This window comes from Natrinema sp. DC36 (genome assembly GCF_020405225.1).
GTDB lineage: Archaea > Halobacteriota > Halobacteria > Halobacteriales > Natrialbaceae > Natrinema.
On the sequence record NZ_CP084476.1, the window covers coordinates 19,381 to 40,956 of the forward strand.

At 60.3% G+C, this 21,576-nt stretch carries 24 protein-coding genes; 1 reads left to right on the top strand and 23 read right to left on the bottom strand.

All coding sequences use genetic code 11. From position 1 onward, the window contains the following. Position 1: 1 nt before the first annotated feature. The 22 genes from LDH74_RS25335 to LDH74_RS25440 all read right to left on the bottom strand — a co-directional run bounded on the left by LDH74_RS25335 (position 2) and on the right by LDH74_RS25440 (position 18,115). Positions 2–244: a hypothetical protein gene (locus LDH74_RS25335; protein ID WP_226043397.1), complete on the bottom strand. Its 243-nt coding sequence runs from the start codon at positions 242–244 to the stop codon at positions 2–4. After that, a complete protein-coding gene (locus tag LDH74_RS25340; RefSeq protein WP_226043398.1) occupies positions 241–1,050 on the bottom strand; it encodes a hypothetical protein in 810 nt (269 codons plus the stop codon). Before LDH74_RS25340 ends, LDH74_RS25335 begins: the two co-directional genes overlap by 4 nt. 47 nt (positions 1,051–1,097) lie before the next feature. Continuing rightward, a complete protein-coding gene (locus tag LDH74_RS25345) occupies positions 1,098–2,591 on the bottom strand; it encodes a hypothetical protein (protein ID WP_226043399.1) in 1,494 nt (497 codons plus the stop codon). Between the two features lie 272 nt (positions 2,592–2,863). After that, on the bottom strand, positions 2,864–3,805 hold the full coding sequence (locus LDH74_RS25350; RefSeq protein ID WP_226043400.1) for a replication control protein Cdc46: 942 nt from the start codon (positions 3,803–3,805) through the stop codon (positions 2,864–2,866). Then, positions 3,805–6,210 (bottom strand): hypothetical protein, encoded by a 2,406-nt coding sequence (locus tag LDH74_RS25355; protein ID WP_226043401.1) that lies wholly within the window; start codon positions 6,208–6,210, stop codon positions 3,805–3,807. Before LDH74_RS25355 ends, LDH74_RS25350 begins: the two co-directional genes overlap by 1 nt. Positions 6,211–6,220: 10 nt before the next feature. After that, positions 6,221–7,843: a hypothetical protein gene (locus LDH74_RS25360; RefSeq protein ID WP_226043402.1), complete on the bottom strand. Its 1,623-nt coding sequence runs from the start codon at positions 7,841–7,843 to the stop codon at positions 6,221–6,223. Position 7,844: 1 nt separating this feature from the next. Then, on the bottom strand, positions 7,845–9,104 hold the full coding sequence (locus tag LDH74_RS25365) for a hypothetical protein (RefSeq protein ID WP_226043403.1): 1,260 nt from the start codon (positions 9,102–9,104) through the stop codon (positions 7,845–7,847). Next, a complete protein-coding gene (locus LDH74_RS25370) occupies positions 9,101–10,126 on the bottom strand; it encodes a hypothetical protein (RefSeq protein WP_226043404.1) in 1,026 nt (341 codons plus the stop codon). The genes LDH74_RS25365 and LDH74_RS25370 overlap by 4 nt, the downstream gene beginning before the upstream one ends. Further along, a complete protein-coding gene (locus tag LDH74_RS25375) occupies positions 10,123–10,707 on the bottom strand; it encodes a hypothetical protein (protein WP_226043405.1) in 585 nt (194 codons plus the stop codon). The genes LDH74_RS25370 and LDH74_RS25375 overlap by 4 nt, the downstream gene beginning before the upstream one ends. Next, positions 10,704–10,919: a hypothetical protein gene (locus tag LDH74_RS25380; RefSeq protein WP_226043406.1), complete on the bottom strand. Its 216-nt coding sequence runs from the start codon at positions 10,917–10,919 to the stop codon at positions 10,704–10,706. Before LDH74_RS25380 ends, LDH74_RS25375 begins: the two co-directional genes overlap by 4 nt. 164 nt (positions 10,920–11,083) lie before the next feature. Then, positions 11,084–11,380, bottom strand: a complete 297-nt coding sequence (locus LDH74_RS25385; protein ID WP_226043407.1) for a hypothetical protein — start codon at positions 11,378–11,380, stop codon at positions 11,084–11,086. Next, a complete protein-coding gene (locus LDH74_RS25390; RefSeq protein ID WP_226043408.1) occupies positions 11,377–11,607 on the bottom strand; it encodes a hypothetical protein in 231 nt (76 codons plus the stop codon). Before LDH74_RS25390 ends, LDH74_RS25385 begins: the two co-directional genes overlap by 4 nt. Beyond that, positions 11,604–12,542, bottom strand: a complete 939-nt coding sequence (locus LDH74_RS25395) for a hypothetical protein (protein ID WP_226043409.1) — start codon at positions 12,540–12,542, stop codon at positions 11,604–11,606. The genes LDH74_RS25390 and LDH74_RS25395 overlap by 4 nt, the downstream gene beginning before the upstream one ends. A 2-nt stretch (positions 12,543–12,544) precedes the next feature. Beyond that, the gene (locus LDH74_RS25400; protein ID WP_226043410.1) at positions 12,545–12,994 is read right to left on the bottom strand and encodes a hypothetical protein; all 450 of its coding nucleotides are present in this window, start codon (positions 12,992–12,994) and stop codon (positions 12,545–12,547) included. A gap of 2 nt (positions 12,995–12,996) precedes the next feature. Then, positions 12,997–13,197 (bottom strand): hypothetical protein, encoded by a 201-nt coding sequence (locus LDH74_RS25405; protein ID WP_226043411.1) that lies wholly within the window; start codon positions 13,195–13,197, stop codon positions 12,997–12,999. After that, a complete protein-coding gene (locus tag LDH74_RS25410) occupies positions 13,194–13,883 on the bottom strand; it encodes a hypothetical protein (protein WP_226043412.1) in 690 nt (229 codons plus the stop codon). Before LDH74_RS25410 ends, LDH74_RS25405 begins: the two co-directional genes overlap by 4 nt. Positions 13,884–14,097: 214 nt before the next feature. Next, positions 14,098–14,352 (bottom strand): hypothetical protein, encoded by a 255-nt coding sequence (locus tag LDH74_RS25415; protein WP_226043413.1) that lies wholly within the window; start codon positions 14,350–14,352, stop codon positions 14,098–14,100. Positions 14,353–14,356: 4 nt separating this feature from the next. Further along, entirely contained in the window at positions 14,357–14,776 is a 420-nt protein-coding gene (locus LDH74_RS25420; RefSeq protein ID WP_226043414.1) for a hypothetical protein, read from the bottom strand. A 102-nt stretch (positions 14,777–14,878) separates the two neighbouring features. Continuing rightward, positions 14,879–15,985, bottom strand: a complete 1,107-nt coding sequence (locus tag LDH74_RS25425; RefSeq protein WP_226043415.1) for a hypothetical protein — start codon at positions 15,983–15,985, stop codon at positions 14,879–14,881. A gap of 161 nt (positions 15,986–16,146) precedes the next feature. Continuing rightward, positions 16,147–17,001: a hypothetical protein gene (locus tag LDH74_RS25430; RefSeq protein ID WP_226043416.1), complete on the bottom strand. Its 855-nt coding sequence runs from the start codon at positions 16,999–17,001 to the stop codon at positions 16,147–16,149. 140 nt (positions 17,002–17,141) lie between these two features. After that, complete coding sequence (locus LDH74_RS25435; protein WP_226043417.1) at positions 17,142–17,432, bottom strand: HNH endonuclease signature motif containing protein; 291 nt, start codon at positions 17,430–17,432, stop codon at positions 17,142–17,144. Next, positions 17,429–18,115 (bottom strand): site-specific integrase, encoded by a 687-nt coding sequence (locus tag LDH74_RS25440; RefSeq protein WP_226043418.1) that lies wholly within the window; start codon positions 18,113–18,115, stop codon positions 17,429–17,431. The genes LDH74_RS25435 and LDH74_RS25440 overlap by 4 nt, the downstream gene beginning before the upstream one ends. A gap of 354 nt (positions 18,116–18,469) precedes the next feature. Between LDH74_RS25440 and LDH74_RS25445 the strand changes: the two genes are divergently transcribed. Further along, positions 18,470–20,035 (top strand): hypothetical protein, encoded by a 1,566-nt coding sequence (locus LDH74_RS25445; protein ID WP_226043419.1) that lies wholly within the window; start codon positions 18,470–18,472, stop codon positions 20,033–20,035. 23 nt (positions 20,036–20,058) lie between these two features. Here the strand turns inward: LDH74_RS25445 and LDH74_RS25450 are convergent, their stop codons facing one another. Beyond that, positions 20,059–21,567, bottom strand: a complete 1,509-nt coding sequence (locus tag LDH74_RS25450; RefSeq protein ID WP_226043420.1) for a hypothetical protein — start codon at positions 21,565–21,567, stop codon at positions 20,059–20,061. Positions 21,568–21,576 lie beyond the last annotated feature (9 nt).

A 21,576-nucleotide genomic window follows, 5' to 3' on the forward strand; every position in this document is an offset into this window, starting at 1 on the left:
ATTAGTCCTCGTTCCACTCGCGGACCTCAGCGAGTGCGTCCTCGAGTTTCCGCTGGTTGAACGGGTTCGGTTCGGCGTCGATCGCCGCCTCGAGTTGCGTCGAGTTCATGAGTCGCGCCCGGCGTTCGTAGCAGCGCGAGCAGAGATACCGGCCCTCGAGCGTGCCGAGCGGGTTCGTCTGGCACCCAGAGGTGTTGCACACCTTCGAGCGAACAGTGCCGGCGAACGTCTCGAGGAGCTTCATGCCCGCGCTCGCTCCGGCGTCCGCTGGTCGCTGTCGATCGATTCGACGTACTTGAAGCCCTGATTCGGGACGGTTGTCGGGCACTCGAGGTCAACTCGCCAGAGCGGCGAAAACCAGATTTTGCCGGTCTCGGTGCTGTGAATCTGTCCACAGGCGACGAGTCGGCCGTCTTGTTCGAACCAGATTCGCTGGCCGAACCGCGTCTGTTGGGGCGTTCCGCTCACCGTCCAATAGCACAGATGGTCGTCGGGAACGTTCGCCTCGAGTTTGTGATCGATCTGTCCGTCGGTCGCGTGTACGAGTACGTCCTTGGGTGTCATATCGGGATCAGGGAGTTTGTCCATCGTCGTCGGGCCGTAGTCGAGTTGGTCCTCGTAGTCGTCGCCGCTGCGTGTGCCGAGTTTCGTCACGCAGTAGCCGTCGTGGCGTTCGACGAGCGGGAGTTCCATCACACGAATCGTCGTCGGGGCCGCACCGGGTCGCGTGAGAACCTGCTCATCGCCGTCGAACGCGAGATCTGTGAGATTCGGTTCGTTGACCGTATCCTCGAGTCGCTGGTAGGCTCGTGCGAAAAACCGGGCGTCCTCCGTTGCCTTCGCGGCCACGCGGAAGTACGCCGCGTGAAAGGCCCCGTGCATCCCTGCCGAGACGGACGCGACCATGTAGACGCTGTATTCCTCGTCGGGCGTCTCGTCGTGGTGAACGTCGGGAAACTCGAAACAGTCGGGGCAGACTGCGTTTCGAGCGAGGTAGTTCTCGCGAGTGTCGAACGGCTCGTCACAATCGCTGCACGTGACTGTCTTCATATGTGATTTTAACACAATCTAATACTTGTACGTACCGCCGACAGGCGCTACTCTGACGCCCGATACCGATCGATTCGGGCTTTGTTCTCCGCGTAGGATCGACTCGAGTCATAGATCGGATCATCGGGGAGTGCGGCCTCGCCGTCGGGAACCGTCGCGACGGGGATCTCGACCTCGCCGAGCAACTCTTGGACCATCGACTCCCACGCCCCGATTGCCGAATCATCGTCCATCATCCCGCGCAAGCGCTCGAAGACGTCGGCGACCTCCGCATACGCCTCGTTGAAATCCTCAAGCCATGCCTCCAGGTCCTCGAGTTCGTCGTCGACGCCGGCCTCTCGAAGCTTTTCTTCGATTCGAGACTCGACGCTATCCTCCCACTCGTCGCCGCGGCGGTCGTTTTTGTGCTTGAGGTTCGGGTCGGTGTAGCGCTCGAGCGCGTCGCGAACGATCCGGCGGAACTCGTCGGGGTGTTGCTCGAGGGCGTTCAACTCGGTCGCGCCGGCCCCGTGTTCCTGTTCCCACTCGGTAATCCGGCGGTTGTACGCCACGCCGCCGGTTCCTGTCGCCTCGCTTTCTTCGATCGGCTTTCGCGGGAGGTCTAACCCCTCTATTTGAGCTTTCGTCACGGCCAGTCGTTCGATCACGACGCGTTGCTCGAGGTCACCCCGATGATGGAGCCACGCGAGTTTCCCCGCCATGTTCGCCGGCATATCGTAGCCTTTCACGTCGAAATCGGCCAGATAGAGGATTACCGCCGGCTTCCCGGCCTCGTCGATTCGTTGGGCCAGCTCGTGGGCGACGGTTAGGGAGAGATCGCCCTCGCCTTCGACCACGACGTTACAGCCGTACTCGGCGGTGAGCCCGCCCCCGCCGCGGATGTAATCGGGCAGCGTCTTTTCGGACCACAGTTCGATGTGATACGGTGACTGGCGGGCCTCGTCGAACGACAGTTGCTCGCGTGCGCTCGAGGCCACGCGTTCGCTCACCCACTCCGAATACGGCGTCTCGTCCCTGTCAAAGACGAAGCCGGCTCGAGCCTCGGGATGCGGAATCGTAGGCGTTGCAACCCCGGTCGGGGCGGGAAAACCCTCGGGGTCGGGCCGGAGAGTATGGTCTCCGTACTCTGTGACGGTTCGCGTATCGGCGCGCTTGTCGATAATCCCGTCCAGCGGAATATAGCCGAGGATCCGCGCGAGTACGGCACAGCCCTCGAGATAATCGTAACAGCGTTGGGTGTTGTCGTAGCGCCCCCACGAACAGTCGGTCGGTGGCTCCACGTCCATATCGGACATGTAGACGGTGTAGTGAACGCCGCGAACGTGGATACGGTCACTTTCGCGCTGGTCGACGGCCTGTCGCCAGAGACGGGCGAACCACTCGGCTTTCGCGTGGTCGGCGGCTGTGCCCTTGTACATCGGGTCTCGTCGCCGGCTCTGGATAAGCAGGTCGTCGACGTCGACGCCGTACTGGTCGGCGAGTGCATCGATTTGGTCGCGTGGTGAGTCGTGCTGTGGCTCGCGATCGTGCTCATTAGGCATTGATAATCTCTCGAGAACGGCTTTCGTCGGCTTTTGTTCGCTGTTGCTGGTTATTTCCGTCCCTATTCTCCCCCACCCCACCCCCACCGGACGCCGTGGTGTCGGTCAAACACTCTCACTGTGAATGAACACGCATACTCTAGATCATACGTGCCTACCCTCGCAGGCGCGTTGACACGCTCACACCGGAATTAACTCCGAGTATTCACGCTCCAGAGCGTCTGAGAGTACATGTTAGCTGTTAACCACGGGGACAACAGCGATTCACACAATCATGGAGTCGGTTCGAAGGTCGGTGTTGAACTCGTCGTGATGTGAACGCGGCCGTTACGATGCTCCGAGACGTGACTATCATCCTCGAGTGCGGACAGTGCCGCTTGAATCTCGCCCTCGGCGACGCCGTACTCGTCGCTCACCGAGTCGAGAACCTTCCGCGTCGTCGTGTCGTAGCTTGAGCCCTCCGTGCTGAGTCGGTCGACGGCGTCGAAGGTCCACTTCTTGACCTTCCAGTCGGCCACTTCGTCGACGGTCGCCGGTTGCTCGCTTTTGTTGATCGATATGGCGTCAACGTAGGTTTTCAAAACGGCCTCGTCGGGCCACGGCAACGTATCGTACACTCCGACGATCGTCACCGAGTCGCCCGTACTCACCGTCTCGCAAAGATCGTCCCACAGATACACCGTTTCAATTGGGGGGTCGTCCATCGACGAGTCGGTCCGCTTGAGAACGACCCGTTGAAAGTCGGCGATATCGGAGTCGTCCGTATTCAGCGACCACGCGTTCGTGTTCTCACACTCGTGATTCTGGCATTCGAACGGCTTGACGAGCTTCCCGCCGGGTTGGGACATTCGGTTTAGTGTCGCGCAGTGGCGGCATTCGAACGCTGCAACCTCCGCGAATGGTTTGACACCGTCGACGCTGACGACTTCCCCGTGAATGCCGAGTAGTTCGCCAAGATGATCTGAGCCATACTTTCCGACGCGATAGGTCCGTCCGTCGGGGAGATCGAACACGCGAAGCGCTATGTCCCGATAGCCGAGTTCCTCGAGCGTATCCTCGGCGGCGGTCAGTCCCGACAGCGGGTCCTCGAGCACGAGGTTGGCAAGGTTCTGGTCTGCCGACTCGAGTACCGGCCACGGAACGCGAATGCGGCCGTTCGACCGGCCAGAAACGTACTTCGAAAGCGGACCTTCGAATACAGCAGTCCACTCCATTATCGACTCACCTCCTGTAGACCTTTCTCGACTATACCCCAGTCAATTTCAAGAACCTGCTTTCCGACGGGTGTCAGCGTCCATAGCTGCCCTTCTTTCTCGAGACAGGACTTTAGCCCACTCTCGTTTGATGCATGGTGGCGTAATGCCGACTGGCCGAAATCGGCGTTTAGAGCGGCGTGTATCTGGTCGTAACTACGGAACTCGTTTTCAGCAACGAGTTCACACACGGTGATGAACGTTTGTCGGAGTTTCGCGTCTTTCCGGAGCCAGTCCGAGATCGTCCGCGGAACGTTGTGTCTCGAGGCGATATCCTCGTAGGTTGTTTCCTGGCCGATTTGCTCGAGCGTGATATCTTGCTGCCGATCGCCCGCACCGACGGGTCTGAGCGAGAGGTCCGCGGGAATGTCGTACTCGCGGCGCTGTCGGAGCACCCAGTCGATCAACCGCTCCGAGATCGCGTCGACGACGTCCTCGGGGTCGCCGATCGACGCCACGGGTTCGGGGAAGTCCGACGGGAGGAGATACCACGCACCGACGGCCGGATTCTTGCTCGCCGGGAGCACGTCACCGGCCACGACGTCGACCCACCATTCGGCGTCGTCACCGTCGGCGAACGGATCGTCGCCGGTCTGTCGGACGCGAGCGCCCCACGCGGACCCGTACCGGTCGCGCCATACCTGGTCGCCGAGCCCGAGCCCGCACGGCGAGCCGCGCCACCGAATCGGCCAGTACGGCTCACCGTCGGTGTGGATCATCCCCTGCCCGGTATCGAACGTCAGTAGCTGGCCGAACAACTCGTCGTTGAAGTTCATCATCTTGTCGAGTTCGGGGACCTGTTCCTGGCTCTGGCGGAGGAAAATCTTCGTGTCCATATTATTCCGAACCGACTTGAGAACGTCATTGAATTTCTGCGTCGATCCGAGCAACAGAACCCGACGAGAACCGCCCTGCGAGGTGATGATGCGGAACGTCTGTTGGAGCGCCCGTTTCTGGTCGCGATAGCGGGCGTGTTGAATCTGCGAGGGTGCGAGGTTCTTCAACTCCCGAACCTCGAGACAGACGCGGGGAAGCCGCGGCCACTTGTCTCGAGCGGACATGATTTTCTGGAGCCAGAGGTCCATAATCGTGTACTTGAACCCGTCGCTCGCGTCGATGAAGTTGCAACAGAGCACGGCCGCCTTGTCGTTTTCCTCGAGTAGGTCGTGGAAGTCGATGTTAGTCGCCGCCTCGGGAGAGGCGATAAAGCCCTCTCCGGCGAGTCGGGCGAGTCGTTGGGCGGCCTTCTTGACTGCCTTTTCTGCATTGAGCGAGAACGACGCCTGATAGGTTTCGACGCCGCTATCGGCGTGTCGGTCCTGTTCTTCGGTCCATTCGATCGTGGCCTCGAGTCCTTCCGCGAAATCGAACAGCAGGTTGATTAACTCGTCCACCTGCCCGGACCGATCTAGCGTGATTTTCAGCGCCTCTTTGATCCGCAACTCGAGGGACGGGTCCGAGTCAGTAACACCGGCCAGTCGAAGGATATCCTTCGGTGTGAGCATGTCGATGCCGAGCGTAAAGGGAACGAAGTTCGACGGGAGAATGTCCGGTGTGCCTTCCATCCGCGGGACGTACACCTCCGCGTCCATCGGCCGGGGCTGTTGATTGAATCGCTCGAGGCTATCTTTGATCGCCTGTTCGTCGGCCGGAATCGCCAACATCGGCGTCTCCATACGGCCGTCGTCGTGGATTGAGACGTACTTGTAGCCGTGCTCACGCCAGAGGTTCATCCCGATAGAGGTTAGCGTCGAGTCTTTCCCTTCGCGGGGCTTGGCGATCGCTAGGATGTGGTCACAATCGTCGTGCGGTATAACGACCTCTTTTTCCTCCGGGTCGACCGGGTCGTCCGCTCCGATCCGACGCCAGCCGATCGGCGTCACCTCGTCGATATCCGGTGCGTGGGGGACTTCCTTCGGGTCCAGTTTCTCGAGGTAGACCGGTGCGCGTTGCGTGCGGTCAATCCCCGAATTGACGTATCCGAGCCCTTTCGCGACGCCGGTTAGGACCTCGTACCAGAGGCTCACATTGGTATCCTGTCCGTTCTGAAACTGCCGGTGGATCTGGCGGAACTGAAACCCAGAGGCCGGCGTCGGCGGCCCCTCGGAGTGCATCACCGACGGCCAGCCCGGGTCGTGCCAGAGGTAGAGGTGTAGCTCCTCGAGTATCTGTTCGGCCGTCCGTTCGGTGTCCTCGCCGTCGACAATCGCAGCCTCAGCCTGTCGGTGGAGGTCTCGGACGTGCGCCTCTGTGTTCAGCGTCTCTTTGTGACGCTTTCGTTCGATTTTCTCGCTAAGTTTGTTTCGAGCGGCGGTGCGAGTGCCAGTGCGGTCCTGTGGCTGTAGGTCTCGGATTTGTGAACTCATGAATCAGGTGTTAGTCCGCTCTCTCGTGACTCTCCGGCCGGATGAACGGCGCGGGCGTCGTTTCCACGTCGTGTTCCGGCGGGCCGTATCGTGCCGCAAACGCCTGTTTCCCGAACAGCGAGTCGAACTCGCCACGGAGATCGACGACCTCCGGCGCGAACGCCTCGTCGCCTTTCGAGACGGCGACCAGCTCGCGGTCGTCGCCACTCTCGGTATCGGTCACCGTCACGGGCGTCTCGGTCAGCGCGTGGATCTCGACTAAATCGCGGTAGACCTCACGGACGAGATCGGGGTCACGACCGCGGCCGATAAAGAGCAAGCCCCACGCGACGTAGCGTCGGTCGTACTCGACGACTTGCTCGAGCAGGATCGACCGCGGGATGATTCCCTCCGGTGCGTCGGCGACCCTGTTGATGAGTTGGTCCATGATCGCTTTCCGCTCGTATTCCTGTTCCCACGCCTCGAGCATCGGGAGATAGCGCTTCAACAGGTAGGCGTTCGTTTCTTCAATGGCCGGCGCGGGCTGGCGGCCCTCGAGCCGGTCGAGTGCGCGACCGGCCAACGTCTCGGCGAGGTCGTGCTTGTCTTCGCTCGCGTACACCTTCCCGTCGAGATAGCCGTAGTACATCGTCGTCTCGGGGACTTCGACGGTCTTGGTGAGAATCGCGAGGTCGGTCCACCGCGTCGGGTCGTTGTCAGCGCGGAGCGCCTTGAGCCGGCGACGGTGGCGGAGGTCGACCGCCCAGTAGTAGGTCCCGCCAGCGAACACCGAAATCGCGACGATGATCGGGATGAACCACGGTTGGATCCAGATCCGCATCACCAACAGCACACCGACGAACGTCAGGATCGCCGGGACGAGGAAGCGCCAGAGGACGCCGTTCAGGTCGACCGCCGACGCCAACTCGAGCCGGAACAGTCGGAGTTGCGTCCAAAAGTCCGGGTCCGAATCGGTCGTGTCGTCGTCACCGCCGGCCGGGTCGACGTCGATCGGACCGTCGGCATCCCGGTGGGCAAGCGTAGTCGTCTCGGTCGGTGCTCGAGGCTCGCCGTCCTCTCCAGTCGGGTTGAACGTCGGCGCGGCGTGGCCGTTGCCCTCGAGTGCGTCGACACACCACTGCGTGATCTGTCCGGCGCTGTCGCCGGTCTGTACCAGCACGCGCTCACACCGGTCTAAGGCCGGCCGTTTGGCTTCCTCCGCGAGTCGGCGGATGGTCTTGTAGCAGTAGCCGGACGTGCTGGCCGTAATCCGAGCGAGGAGCCGGTCGCCGAAAAAGAGCAACTGTCGAGCAAGGACAATGATCGCCACCGCCCACGCCCACGGGTTCGTCGCGAGTCCGAGTAACGTCCGCACGAGCGGCCCCGAGGACGCGCTCGTATCCGCGCCTCGAATAGCGATACCGACAACACCGACGAACGCGACCAGGCCACTCCCGACGACGACCGTCGCGAGGAGTCGGGACGTGTTCGGATGCGATCCCATGAGGAACGACACAGTCGCCTGTTTGAGCCGGTAGCGAACGCTCGTCGTCACCGACAACAGCGTCTCGAGAATCGGTCGCCAGAACAGAACACCCACGACGAGTGTGCCGAGTGCGGCGATCGCGACGGCGGCGTAGATGAGTTGTTCCATCTTAGTCGTCACCCGTGGCCGGCGTCCCGGTCAGTTGCGTCTGCTGGCGCTCGAGGTCGTCGAGCATCCTTTCGAGGTCATTGCGGGTTGCACGGTACTTCGAGCCGAGGCTGTGTTCCGATTCCATGTACTTGACCGTCGCAAGGAGGTGGTTCAGTGCGCGCCGTTCGTTCGGGATATGTCGAAGGACGGGCTCGAGCCACGTCCCATGCAAGTCGTCGGTGTCGAGATCGTCGACACCGTTGTGGATCATCTCGAGGCCGTCGTTCGTTGCCCGCGCTTCCCCGCCGGCTGCGAGGTCGGCGAGTTGGGCCGGGCTCTTGGTGCCGTAGGCGTCGATCCAGTAGTCCGCACACGAGCCGACCGCTGGCACTTCCGAGAGGTCCTCGTCGTCGGCGGTTCGCTTCGCTTTCTCGCGGTTGTTTCGGAGCTTCGTGAGTTCCTGTTCGTAGCGGCCAGCCATACTCGAGAGTGCATCCACGAGATCGCCGTGTTTCGAGCGGCGTCGCCACATGGCGAGCGCGGTGAGCGAGATCCCGATGATAACGACCAGCGGGTTCATCACACCGATGATAACCCAACTAATCGCTTGGGCCGCGAGTTGCGTGAGGAAGCCGTCGACGAGCTGGGCGCGGTCGTCGACCCACGTCACGTAGGACTCGGTCCCCTCCGGCGTCTGTTCGTAGCCGTTCTCGTCGGCTTTCTCTTTCAGCGTCTCGATCGTCGGTTCCCAGTTCTCGAGTGACGCCGCAGCGACGCTCTGGTCGGTCGCCGAAGCGTACAGTTCGACCTCTTTCGACGAGCCGTCCGCGAAGAACAACTCGAGGGTATAGAGCGACGTTTGATCCGGCGGGGCGGCGTCGGGTTCGTACTCGACGCGAACCGTCTGGCCGCCCTCGAGAACTTGTGCGTCGGCCTTTGCTTGGGAGATACGGACCGCGTCGACGGGTTCGGTCAGGCTAAAGAACGCGAACTCGCCGGTCGTGTTGAACGTCGCGTCTGCCTGTTTGACTTCGACGCTCTGGTACTCTACATCCGGGCCGGCGGGGTTGATTCGGACCTGTTCGGCCGCCGACGGCGCGTCGCTGGCCGTCCCGTTCGTCGCCGAGTCGTTCGTGGCCGTCTCGTTTGCCTGTTGGACGGCGTAGGACGGCTCGAGTGCCGTCGGCCCGTCCGAAGGTGCCGCGGCCACCGTGGCCGGCGCAACGGCGCTCACGAGGACGAGACACACCGCGAGTGCGGCGAGGAGACGACGATTCATGCCGACCCCTCCGAGGTGCCGTTGTCGCGGCCGATATCACGCTGGCTTTGAACCTGCCGGCGCTGCTGGCCCCGGTCCTGTTGGACGGTGTAGTGTTCTTGTTTCGGTGCCACGAGTTCTTTCGCGTCTTCAATCTTGTTCATGACGCGATCGTACTCGCGGTACTCGCCGTTTTCGATAATCCGAATCAAGTCGTCGAGTCGATTGTGTGCATCCGCCTTTTCCGCCCGAAGCGACTTCATATCGATTCGGAGTTTTCGCATCTGTTCTTGCTGCTTGACCATTTTCTCGTAGGGGAGTCGCATCGGTGGGTGGTAGCGGTAGTCGGCGGCTTTGTCGGTCCCGCCGTTGACGACCATCTGTCCTTGCGTTCGCATCACGTACTTGCCGTCCTCGAGATGCACCGCGTCGGCGTGGATCTCGTGGGTGATGATATCCCCCAGCGGCCGGTCAGACCGGAGTTTCCGATCGTGTCCGACGAGCTTGTAGCGCCGAAAGAGGCCGAACAGCCGCTCGTCTCGAAGCTCTTTGACGAGCATTCGGCCGTCGTCTTGGGGTTCGACCGCGTTCATGTCGTAGAATATCGTCCGTTCGCTGTCGATCTCGCCGTTCTCGGATTCGTTGACGACGTGAATCTGTCCGACGTGGCTGTCTTTGTGGCCCCGGTAGGCGACGCCGGCCCCCATCGCGAGCAACGCCGTGACGGCGTACTGGAGTTGCGTCGTGTACTGGAACTCCGAGGGAGAGCCGTTCTTGAGGAACTGGTAGGCGTAGAAGCCGATAATCGCCGTAATTGCCACGACACAAAAGGAAATGACCTTCAACTCGAACGGGAGTTGTCGGGGCTTGTCCCGAACCGGGATTCGAGGCCGCGTCTCGGGTCCAAGTTCAGAGCGATCGACGCGGTCGGTACCCGTGGCCGCTTGCGAGTCTTCGAAGACGCCCCACCGCTCGATGAGGAAACCAATCGCCAGAACGACGGCGATAACGACCCCACCGATGAGCACGTAATTCCAGTTCATGAGTGGCCCTCCGTTGTGTCGGCGGTCGCTTCGCCGACCGTCTCGTCGGCGTACTCGTATTCTTCGGCGGGTCGGAGGAAGTGGAACGTCTCACGACGAAGCTTCCGGCCCCGCTCGAGGAGGTCGCGGTAGTCGCCTTCCCACTCGTCGATTTCAGCGAGCATGGCCTTACAGCCATTCCGACCGGCGTAGCGTCGGAGTTCGCGTTTCACTTCGTCCTCGCTCGCACTTTGGAGACGTTCGTGCAGCCGCTCACGTTCGATCTTTTCGTATCGGTTCGTGAGTACCGGGCACGCAATTCCGTAGTGCTCACAGTCGCGACAGTCGTCGGGGAAGTGGCTCGTTCCGTCCACGTCGACGGCGTACATTTCGAACTCGGTTTCGAAGTTCGCGAGTAGCGTTTCGACGTGTGTGAGTAGGGACGTGGCCGGCACCTCGTCGGCGTCGTCCATCCAGTCGAGCACGTCGTCTTGGAGGTCGGAGTCGTTGATGAGTCCGACCACGTCGTCGAAGTGCTCGTACAGTCTGTCGATCCGTTTCCGTCGCTGTTGGGCCTCTTCGGCCCGGTTTGTTGGTCTCATAGGATATCGGGGTTGATCGGTGGCAGGTCGATGGTTTCGCGGTCGGAATCCGGCGGCGTCACGGCGAAGCCCTCGTGTCTCGAGACGCGGAGCACGTAGGGGTCGCCGGGGCCGAAGGGGAACGCCGAGTCCGTGACGATATCGGCCGGAATGTAGACGCGTCGGGTTGATTCCGACGGTTCGTCGAACGTATCCGCGAACTGGAGCGCCATTTACGCCAGTCCTCCGCTGGTATCGATGTGTCTGTGCGGTCGAATTGTCGGGATAAGCATGGTCTGAGTAGTTGTATCGTGGTTTCAATCTCGTTGCAAGCACGCTGCAATCAGGGTCCCGAGAAAAACCGGCGGGCCGACGGGCGGCCCTCGAGTCGAGTGCGTCACGCTTGCCCCGCGATTTTCGCTCGCACGTTTGACTCTTTGAGCAATCGGAGGTTGCCGCGGGCGAGAAACAGCATGAGGATCAGCAGCCCCACGCCAGCGAGCGCGAGCGCGTAGTTGTCGCCGACCGCGGAACTCAGGATCAACGCGATTGCAGCCGTCGAGTAGATCACGTTCGACGTGAGCCCCGTGGCCGCCGAGACGGTGATCGACTGGTCGCCGCGGCGGTCGTACAGCGCCCCGCTGAGATAGAACGCCGTCCCGATCGCGACGAGCGCGAATAGGAGTCCGTTCATCGCTCCCACCGCCGGCCGTTATCGCTGAGATACTTCGATTCGTATTTCGCCGCCGACGCGCCCGACTGTCGCTCTTTGAGGATTGCGAAGCCGAGTTTACCGCCGTAGGTGACGATCAGCCACAGGCCGCCGAGCACGACGACGATGAGCCACCCACCGAACAGCAACGCCGGTACTGCGATGAGTGCGATACCGCCGAACGCAAGGGTTGTAATGTAATCTGTCATGGGTTGTGTGTCACCGCCGCTGTGAGCGGCAGGGTGAGTGCATGGAGGGTCGCCGAAGCGCCAGCGAAGCCGGGGATAAGGTTTTGAATCCAGTCCGCACCGGCCATGTACGCCCGGTATTCGTGGGTCGCTTTGTCTACCATCGTTGGGTTGGCGATGAACTCTACCTCCGCATCGCTCTCGTCGAAGTGGAACGTCACCGTTCCCTCGCCCTCGTCTTTGTAGACCGGATCGCTCGAGTCGGTCTGAACGGGTATCCACCGGCCGTCGCCGATCCGGTAGACCGCCTGGTACTCCGTGATCTCTTTGTCGAGTGAGTCGTTCGACAGCGCGACAGACACGCTATCACCGGAACTGTTCTCCGGCGCGAGTGTGTATTTGCGCTGCTCCAAGTCGCCATCACCGAATATCGCCCCGAGTCCGAGGTCGATATCGGGTAGGATACCCGACGTGGCCTCTTTGGCGTCGCCGGTCCACTTGAGAGACGTGACGCGGAGCTTCGAGGGTGCGAACGTCGCCGACTCGCCGCCCTCGAGCGCAAATTCGACCTTCGTGTAGGTCTCGTCGGCGTCGAAGTCGTGAATCGCTTGCCACGACGCGGTTTCGGTGCCGTTGTTCGCTTCGATCTCCCCGAGGTCGGCCGGGTCGATTACGTCCGGCGAGATTTCGACGACGTAATTCACACAGTAGCCGTTGGGATTCTCCGCTGAGAGGTGGACAAACCCGACGTTGGTGTCCACCGAGACCTCCGTGTTCTCGACCGTGCTCGAGGCCGTGCCGTTCGTCGCCTCCGTGACGGTCGTCTCGTCGCTTCGGAACGCATCATGTGTGACCGTCGTCTCGCAGGTTGTGTCGTCGTTTTGGGCCGCCGCAGGCGTCGCTGCCCCCAGCGGTACAAGGACCAACAGGACACACATGAGTAGTGCGCGACGCATGGCTATCGATCCCACCGCGGGAGATCCTTCCCGCGGGATTGTACCTGATCTTGCCAAACCGTGTTGAACGCCGGGATGAACCGCCAGATACCGAGGACGAATAGCGGGGCCAACGCCACGACTACCGCGGCCGTCAGTCCGAGTGTGAGTACAGCCGACCCGACGGCGACCATGATGAGGACGCCCGCGGCGGCCGTCTGTTGATAGGAACTCGATCGAATCCCCAGTGCCTTCGGGACCGTCTCGAGTGACCAGTTGATCGTCGAGGCGATCGCCGGGGGCAGCGAGTTATCGATGCTCAGCCACCCGACGAATCCGCGGAAGTTTCGCCACGTCCCGGCGGCTTGTGCCCCGGCGAATCGGGCGACCATGAGCGGCGCGAGTGCAACCGCCCGCACACCCGAATAGAGCGTACTGCCGACGCTTCGGAGTGATTTCGTGAGTGATGACATGGTTATCGCCCTCCGATGAGATTCGACAGTGCCCGGCCGGCGGCCCGGAACGGCCACGTAATGAGTGAGAGGAGTGAACCCGCGCCCTCTCGAGTCCGTCGGAGGGTGCGTTTCGATCGGGATTCCCACCGGATGTTCGCCGCCCGTCGCGGGTTGCCATACGGCTTCCCGTCGTAGTCGTCACCGTCTCGCTTCCAACTCATACGTCCACCTCGCCGAGTAGCAGTTCGAAGACGGTCTGGCCGTCGTCGCCGAGTCCGATGTACCGCGAGTACTTGCCGGCGTGGTGGTTGATGTACTCGCTCGAGGGGAGTTCGTGATTCCCGTTGCCGTCCGTATCGATGAACTCGCGCCGGAACTCTGCCAGCTCGTCCGAACCGTTTTCGGCGGCGTCGTCCATCACCACGGCCTCGTAATCCGGGTCGTCGGCTTCCTCGAGTCGCCACTCCAGCGACGTGAACTCGTCCGTCTCGGTGTTGTAGCCCACGTCGATCGTCGTCGGGACTATCTCGTCGTCGCCAAGGGTTTTCGAGACCTGAATGTCGACGCCGACCGTCGTATCGCCGAGGGCGGTGACGCCCGACTCGGCGATGAGCCAGTTTCCGTAGGCGATCCAGTGCTCGCTATTGGCGTTGAACTCATTTCGGATCTGGTCGGCCAGCACTTCGGCGTCCTCCGACCACGAGAGAACGCTCAGGCCGGCGAGTTGTCCGCCGATGAACGTCCAGGGGTCGAATGCAACGTCGCCGCTCACGCCGTCCGCGAGGATTCCCTGTTGGGATGTTTGTGCGCTCGCGCTCGTCGCGACGAGTCCGGCGGTACCGAACGCGGTTGCGACCGCACCAGCACGCCGGCAGAACTGTCGTCTGTTTGGATCTGGTTGTGTCATTAGTTTGGGTCGTACTGAAAGTGGGGTGGGTGGAGACGGTGGGGAGGTGAGGTCCCCCCTGTCGGTGATCGTCAGTGGCATGCAACGACTCGAGGAAAGCGAGTCGAAGACACACCACGGGTGCCCGTTGTTTTGTGTCCCGGGCCGGGACGAGTGCGACCGAAGGGAATCGAACCCTGATATCGGAACCATCCCGGTCGCGGGCCGCGGGCCGTTACGCATCGGGCGGGTAGGCGTAGCGGTGCAACCGAACGAACACCACGACCGCCAGCGCGGGCCAGAAGCCGAAGGTCACGCCAGCGACCGCGCTCAGGAGTAAGTCGTGGGAATACGGCCCGCCGGTGAACGGGTTCAGGCCCATCCCGAAGTTGAGGCCGACCATGAGTTGTGTCAACAGAAAAAGCCCGCCGTACAGCGTCAGTGACTCCCTGTCGATATCGGGCGTCACGGATCGGAGTCGGTGGCGCATTGCCTCACACCTTCGCGCGTCCGGTCCGGTTCTGTTCTCTCACACCCGCCACGTCGGCCATGAACCGTTCGGCTTCCCTGTAGGCCGCTTCGCGCTCGAGGCCCGCCGCAACGGTCTCGCTCTTTCCGTCCGGCCCCTGGTAGACGAGTTGCCACGTCCCAGAGAGTCCACTCGAGACGAGTTGGACGCGCTCTTTCAGACCGTGTTTCTTGCGAGTCCACGTCTTCCGAAGCGGGACATCGTCGTCACAGACCCAGTCGCCGTCGGGTTTGAATGCCGGGCCGGGCCGGATGCCCGTTTTCGTCGCCAGCGCATCGAACAGCGTCACGCCGGCCTCTGTCAGTCGGGGTCGCAGGGCGCGGCCGGTCGTGTCGATCGTGTCGTCGGTCGGCTCGAGGGAGCCGTGGGTATGGTCAGTTGCCATAAGGACCGCGCCCCCGGAATCGAACCGGGGCTCTCGAGAAGGGAGAGGTGCCACACGCAGGTCTATCCGCTCGCAGTTACTCAGAAGGTCAGTGCGTCTCGATTACGCGAAGAGTCGGCGTCGGCCTGCGAAGAACAGTCCGAAGCCGGCGAGTGACGCGCCGCCGGTGCCGATCATGCCGAGACCGATACCGGAGAGGTAGAACGTCGACAGGGAGCCCCATCCGAAGGCGCTGCCGAGGTCGCTAACGCCCATGTCGGCCTGCTCTTTGAACAGGTCGGCGAGGTCCGCGCTCTCGAAGGAGTCGACGTCCGTGTAGGACTGCGAGGAGACGAACAGGTCGACCTCAGTCGCGTCGGCCTGTGCGTCGCCGAGTTCGAACGTCCACTCGTCGTTGCCGTTGGCGTCGTAGACCGCGTAGGTGTCGGTCTCGTCGACCATATCGGTGTCCGCTTCCTGGTAGAACGCGAGGACCGGCGTGCCGTCAGCGGCCGCGCTCGCGCCGTAGATCAGGTCGCCCGCTTCCTTGTCTTCCATCGCGTCGCTGAACGCATCCGAGCCGTTGCTCGTCTCGTCGTTCAGCGTGACGGTCGTGTTGCTACCGTCGATTCCGACCGTGTTCTCGTAGGTGTGCAGGTCGGGTTTCTCGTCGCTCGAGGTGCCGAAGAGACCGAGCGTCCACGAGTTCAGCGAGAAGAAGCCCGATTCGGGCTCCTCGATGGTCGCCGAAGTGTCGTCGGCGGTCGTGACCGCGTAGGTGTTCGCGAACGTGATGTCCGTCTTGAACGAGGCCTCAGCGGTCGTCGTGTTGCCGTCGGCGTCAACGCCCCACGTCGTGACGGTGACCGTCGTGTTTGCACCGGCGTCACCGGGCAGGTCCGACAGTTCGTCGTTCGAGATGTTGACCGTCTGGCTCGCGTCCGTGCTCGTGGCCACGTCTTCGGAGGTCACGGCGTAGGTTTCGCCGTCGTAACTGACGTTCATCTTGAGGACGGTCGTTCCGTCAGTTCCGAAGTCGGTGCCGTCCGCTGCGATACTCGTTGCGATGTCGTTGCTCGCGTTTGCCTCGAAGCCGGTGACTTGGTCCGTGCCGTCGCCGGCCAGTGTCGTCGTCTCTGCTGCAACGCCGCCCGTGAACGCCACGCCGACGGCCGAAACGGCCAGCAGCATGGTCATGAAGACGGCGAACGCTCTCGTGGTGTTCGTCATTGGAATTGTGTTGTGTTGAATGAAGGTTGGTCAGAAGTCGATGCGTCTCGTCCTCCCGGGTAGGGGTATCGGGTGGTGGAACCGGTGGCGGGATGATATCCCGCGAGGTCGCAGGCGGCGGTACTCCTCCGGTCTCGAATGGCTGTGGGTGTGTCATGATCCTAGCTCACCTCTTTCGTATGCCCCTGAGTCACTCGCAAATTATTCGCCACGTTCGCAGCGCCCCACGTCACGGTCGCCCGGATCGTGCTATCGGTCGTCGTGTCGATCGTCGAACCCGCCGGGTCCACACTGTCGGCGTGGGCGTCGTCGAAGATGCTGTCCGTATACGTCGAGACCTCGCCGTTCTCGCCGCTCGAGCGGACAGTGATCGTCGTCCGAAGCGTAAAGGGCGCGTCTGTGACCTGCTCGGCGACGCTCGCCGTCGTGGCGATTACCTGCCCGTCTAAGTACAGCGTGAAATCGAAGGTATCCGACCCGCTGGCGGTCGTGTACGCGCCTGCCAAATAGAGTTCGTAGACACGGCCCGTATGCATCGAGTCGGCGGGGATGGTCGCCTCGAACACGTCCGTTTCGACCGTCGTATCGGAGACCGACGTGGTTTCGGTGAGGACGTTGGCCGCGAACATCGCATATCGCCAGTGGTCTCCCGCGTCCGTGACCGTCGTCTCGCGGTCGCTGTTCCAGACCTGTCGGCCGAGAAGTCCGGGTTCTGGGAGATTTGCCTCGGTGTAGGTGTCAGGTACCACGTCGCCACGCCAGCGGCCGTTGGCGTCGATCCGAGAGTCGCCGTAGGTCGGCGTCGGCCCGGTAGTCGGGTCGTGGCCCCACTCGCCGTCGTCGGGTGTGTAGACTCGCCCGGTGTCCGCTGCGAGGAACACGTCGTAGTCGCCTGTGCTGTAGTCCTCGCGGTCGGCTTCGGCGGCGATCGCGACCGTGGCGTCCTCGAGTTCCTCGTCGTCCCCGAACAGCGACCAGTCGCCAAAGAACGCGGGCGTGAGTGCTGCCGAGTGCATGAGTTGTCGTCGGGTTGGTCCGGCTCGGTCGCTGTGTGGGTCTGTCATTGATGGTCGTTTCGTCGAGTCGTGTCAGAATCGTCGCGGTTTATTTCACGGCTCTGTGCACCACGGGGCAACAGCAACGCCTCGTTGCCCTCTTACTGGAGGTACTTCAGCGGCGTTTCGTTACTCCGCCACTCGTGGAGGTACTCTTCGGACCAGTGCCCACGTCGCTTGCCCGGCTCGTAGCCGTGGCGCTCGAGGTGGCAGCGTCGACAGAGGCCGATCAAGTTCTCCATGTCGCTGTTGCCAACGTTTCCGTCGATGTGGTGAACATCGAACTGCTTTGCTTCCGACCAGTTCCGGCCGCAATCCGGGCACTCGTACTCGTCTTTGTCGTGTTCACCCCAGAATTTCGCTTGATAGTCGTCCGCGAGTTCTCTCCTCATTGTGAGTGGATGAAGTGGAGTGCTCGCGCCGTGTTCTCGCCGCTCGCCTGGACGTAGTTGTGAGCGGTGCTGACCTGTGCCCACCCCATGAGGCTCTGGAGCGGGATTACATCCAGCCCTCTCGCCGCGTGGTACGTCGCTGCTGTCGCACGCAAGCAGTGAACGTAGATATCGTCTGGGTCGATCTCCTCAGCCAACCTTGCTGCTTTCTTCACGCGGCGCGAGATCGCGCTCGCACTGTACGGGAACTTCTCGTACTCATCGAAGAACCGTTCAACGACGAGGGAAACCTGCGGTGAGAATCCGAACGGGACATCGCGGGCCGCTTCTTCGGTCTTCGCGATCCACGCGAGTTCCTCGGCGTCCTCGAGCGTCATGTCTGGGTTGTGTTTGACTCGTTGTTTCGCGAGCTGGCGACAGTAGCCACAGATTCCGGTCCTATCCTTAGACATCTTGCAGTCCTCTTGGACCGGGATCTCGATCATGCTCCGTCGCCAATTCACCCACTTCGCCTTCATGTGGGCGATCTCCCCTTTTCGGAGGCCAAGTCGTCCCCCGACGAGAATGATGAATCTTGCTTGGAGCCCCTCGTGATAGTCCATCTTCTGGGTTCCCTCAAGGAGCATCTGGAACTCACGTTGACTCAATGCATCTTCCTTGCTGTGGCGGACTTTGTGATGCACCTGTCAACTTCCCATACACGGACGTAAGGGTTTAATCCACGGAATCGTGAGTGAACAGTTCACTAGGTCGCTCTTCACTGTACAATTTAGTCGTAATAGATATCCGAAACTTTTTTCGGTCACGCACACACATGGTGCCTCAACCATGGTTGAGAACCCAACTATCCGGGTTTTGAGTGTTACTCTCCTCTTATGTTCCATCCCCCCAATTGTCGGAATTTACCCGATTGATCCCCAAACAGGCGAACTATTGACTGGGGTCTGGTTTGTCAAAATGATGGTTATCCTAATGATCCTCGTTGGAATCTTTGTCTGTCTCATTGACGCCACCGCCAATCCCCGCCTATACAACCAATGAGCGATCTACCAAGCAACTTCAAAATCTGGATAGCTTCATACTTCGTTGCGTTTTCTGGCTTCGCCTCACTATCTTTACTCCCTAACACCCCTTTTCCCATCGGACTGAATTATGCCACACTACTGTTGGTTTATTTTATCCCTGTCATAATCGCGCTAAGATTCGATGCCCCTAGGTGGATACTATCAATCTTCGTTTTCGCGACCCCGTTCGTCACGATGCTCGCAATCGTTGGACCTAACGAAGCAGGATTCTACGGGTATGACCCGAACAACCACACCATGGTGGCATACGAACTTTTTCATAGAGGATGGGACGAAATAACATCTTGGCTTGGTCATTGGCCAGCCTTCCACGCAAGCGTGTCTGTCGTCGTCGAGGTAACCGGTCTAGATGTGGAGACTGCTGGCAAGTACCTCCCTTTAGTCGTTGCCACAGTCCCGCTCTTCCTCTTCCTCGGGCTGGTTCGTGTCATCGATGACTCCGCTGCCTTCCTTGCCGCGATGGGGGCAGCATCTTCACAGAAGCTTCTAATGTTTCAGGTGAAATTTATTGAGGAGCCTTTTGCGATGGTTATATTATTCTTCTCGATTGCCGCTGTTTTCGTCGTCAGTGATCCAAGAAAACAGGCAATAGTTGTGGTCCCAGCGATGAGTATTATTGGGCTCATCCACCACTACATCGCTTTCGTCGGGGCGATGATTTTCTTATTGTGGGCTATCGTCAGATATCTGCCCCTCCCATCGCGCTTTGATACCATTTCCACGAGATATGTGCCGACGGCTCTTTACGGAATTATTGCGGCCGCAGTGTTGATGTTCGTGTTCTTATTCCCATATGAGCTGTTTGCACGTTTTATTGCCGTTAATCTCATAGCCGGGGCTGAACCTCCGTCACCCACCGGATCCGCTGCCCAACCATCTTCGGTAACACAGCTGTTGGTCTGGTCCTCGTTTGTCGTATATTTCGTGATGAGCATCATCACGGCTGCAGGTGTACTATCAAAGGGCAAAACTGCCGACTGGGAGCTCGCATGGGCAATTCTATCCGGCATTTTCGCAGTTGGTTTCCTCGGGACTACTATCGTCGGCAAGATCGTCCCGCTGTCTGCGGGCCGGTATTTAGGTTTCATGATTCTATTATTAGCTCCAGTTACCGTTGTGATGTTAGTCAGAAAGCGCGTCACCGTACCTCGACCAAAGACTGTTGCCGCGATACTTATCACAGCCCTGATCGTCACGCAGCTTGCTCTGGTCCCAGCGTATCGCATCGATACAAACCCGTCACAAATGGTCTATCCAGAGGCGCATTACACCTCCTCAGAATATGCAACAGCTGACTGGGTGAAGATGCATGGGCAGGGGCAGTTGGTTGTTGATGAGCATCCCCGTTTCTGGAGCGCCGCCAGTCATTACAACAACGTAAGCAGGCTATCTGGCACCCCAAACTGCAAGGCCTACTCGGTTCATCGTTCCGATTATCTGGGGATAGACCAATGGATCCGGCCAGCCGGACATGACGTCTTTTACTCAGCTGGAGGGATTACTATCGGCAGATGTTAATTTGACTCCTTGACAGAGAGCGATTAGGCGGGCGTCCACGTTGACCCGTCAACTTCGGATACCCAATTTCCTGCGCCTCCATCCCAGAAGGCAGGCCCCTTTGTCGAGTCGCCAGTACCACCGTCACTAAACCCTTGGAACCCGTCATAGAGGAACGTAGATGAGATAGAAGCGAGTCGCTGGGGGATCATGCACCCATCAGTGAAGTACGTCGATCCAGTGTCACCATTCATCGATATTCGGGTGCTGTTGTCCGTGTTGAGTTCACGGATGTCGACCATTATCTCGGCTCCAGACGGGGTGTATGTTTCAACAGCGGCACCCCCAGTGCTAATGTCCAGATCTTGGGCAGAAGCACCATCTCCCTGGAGATATACTCCTTTGAACGCGGACGTGTTTGGTTCTCTGAGTCGGACGTTTTCAACTTCGCTATTGGCTGTGAGCCTAATGAGTTGATTTCCACTGGTTGTGGTATCTGTAACTCTAATATCCAACTCGGACGCACGGGACCCATCGGATCTGAGATCGATTAATCCCGTCTGGTCAAACGGCCCTGTATAATACACACTGTCTATCTCCGCTTTGTGACCAGTTTGGGCTAAAATTCCAAGCCCATCGGCATGCGGATTTTCAACAGTCACGTCGCGGAGGGTGGTGTTTCCCCTGTCGCCAGTCGCACTCGGTGTCCGAAATTCAACGACATGCTTTGGCTGGGCGTTTTCGGGGGTTGTCGTAGTGTTGTGTGCATGGACAGTTTCGATCTTGTTATCCAATGTTTTGGAACCGTTCCCACCGACGATTATTCCGCCTGTCTTGCAGAACCCGCTCCCCTCGATGTTCTTGACATGATTGTTGCTTCCGTGAGCGATGTAGAGCCAGTGATCAGTAGCTGCGTTTTCGAGTTTGAGATCTCTGAATGTGCTTTCGTCTGCTGCGACAGCAACATTTGTACGAATTGTGTCGTGAGCATAACACGATTCGACTACGCAGTTGGTTGGACGAAAATTCCCAGATCCGTCGCCTGCAACAGCGATTCCGTGGCCTCGATTACTGCCGTATAGATCGCGGAACTCCGACTCCCGCCCGTCTACCTCGATGTTTCTGATTGTGACGTTTTCTGCCCCTTCTTTGGTCCGTATCACGGGCTGTGGAGTATCGCTGGGGTTGTCGGGGAGAGTGAATTTCGCCCCGAGATAGGCAAGCGGGTCGAGCGTGACGTTACTCGGGATGGCAAGATCCTCGCACTGATACGTCCCACGTCGAGGGACGGCCAGACCCCCGCCGTTGTTCCCGAGGGTGTCAAGTTCGTCTTGCCAGTCCGCTCGAGTCGCGTTAGGGTCGAGAAAAGAGATATTGTTCTGTAGGTGCTCTACACTGAGCGGTTGGCCGTTCGCTGGAGTGACCGCTCCCTCAGCGTTTTCTGTAAACAAACCCGACCCTTTGCCGGGCACCCGTCCGTTGACGAGGTGGTCCTGGTCCTCGAGCGGGTTCCCCTCCGCGTCCCCCGCCACCAAATTCGGATTCTCTGTCATTGTTGTGTC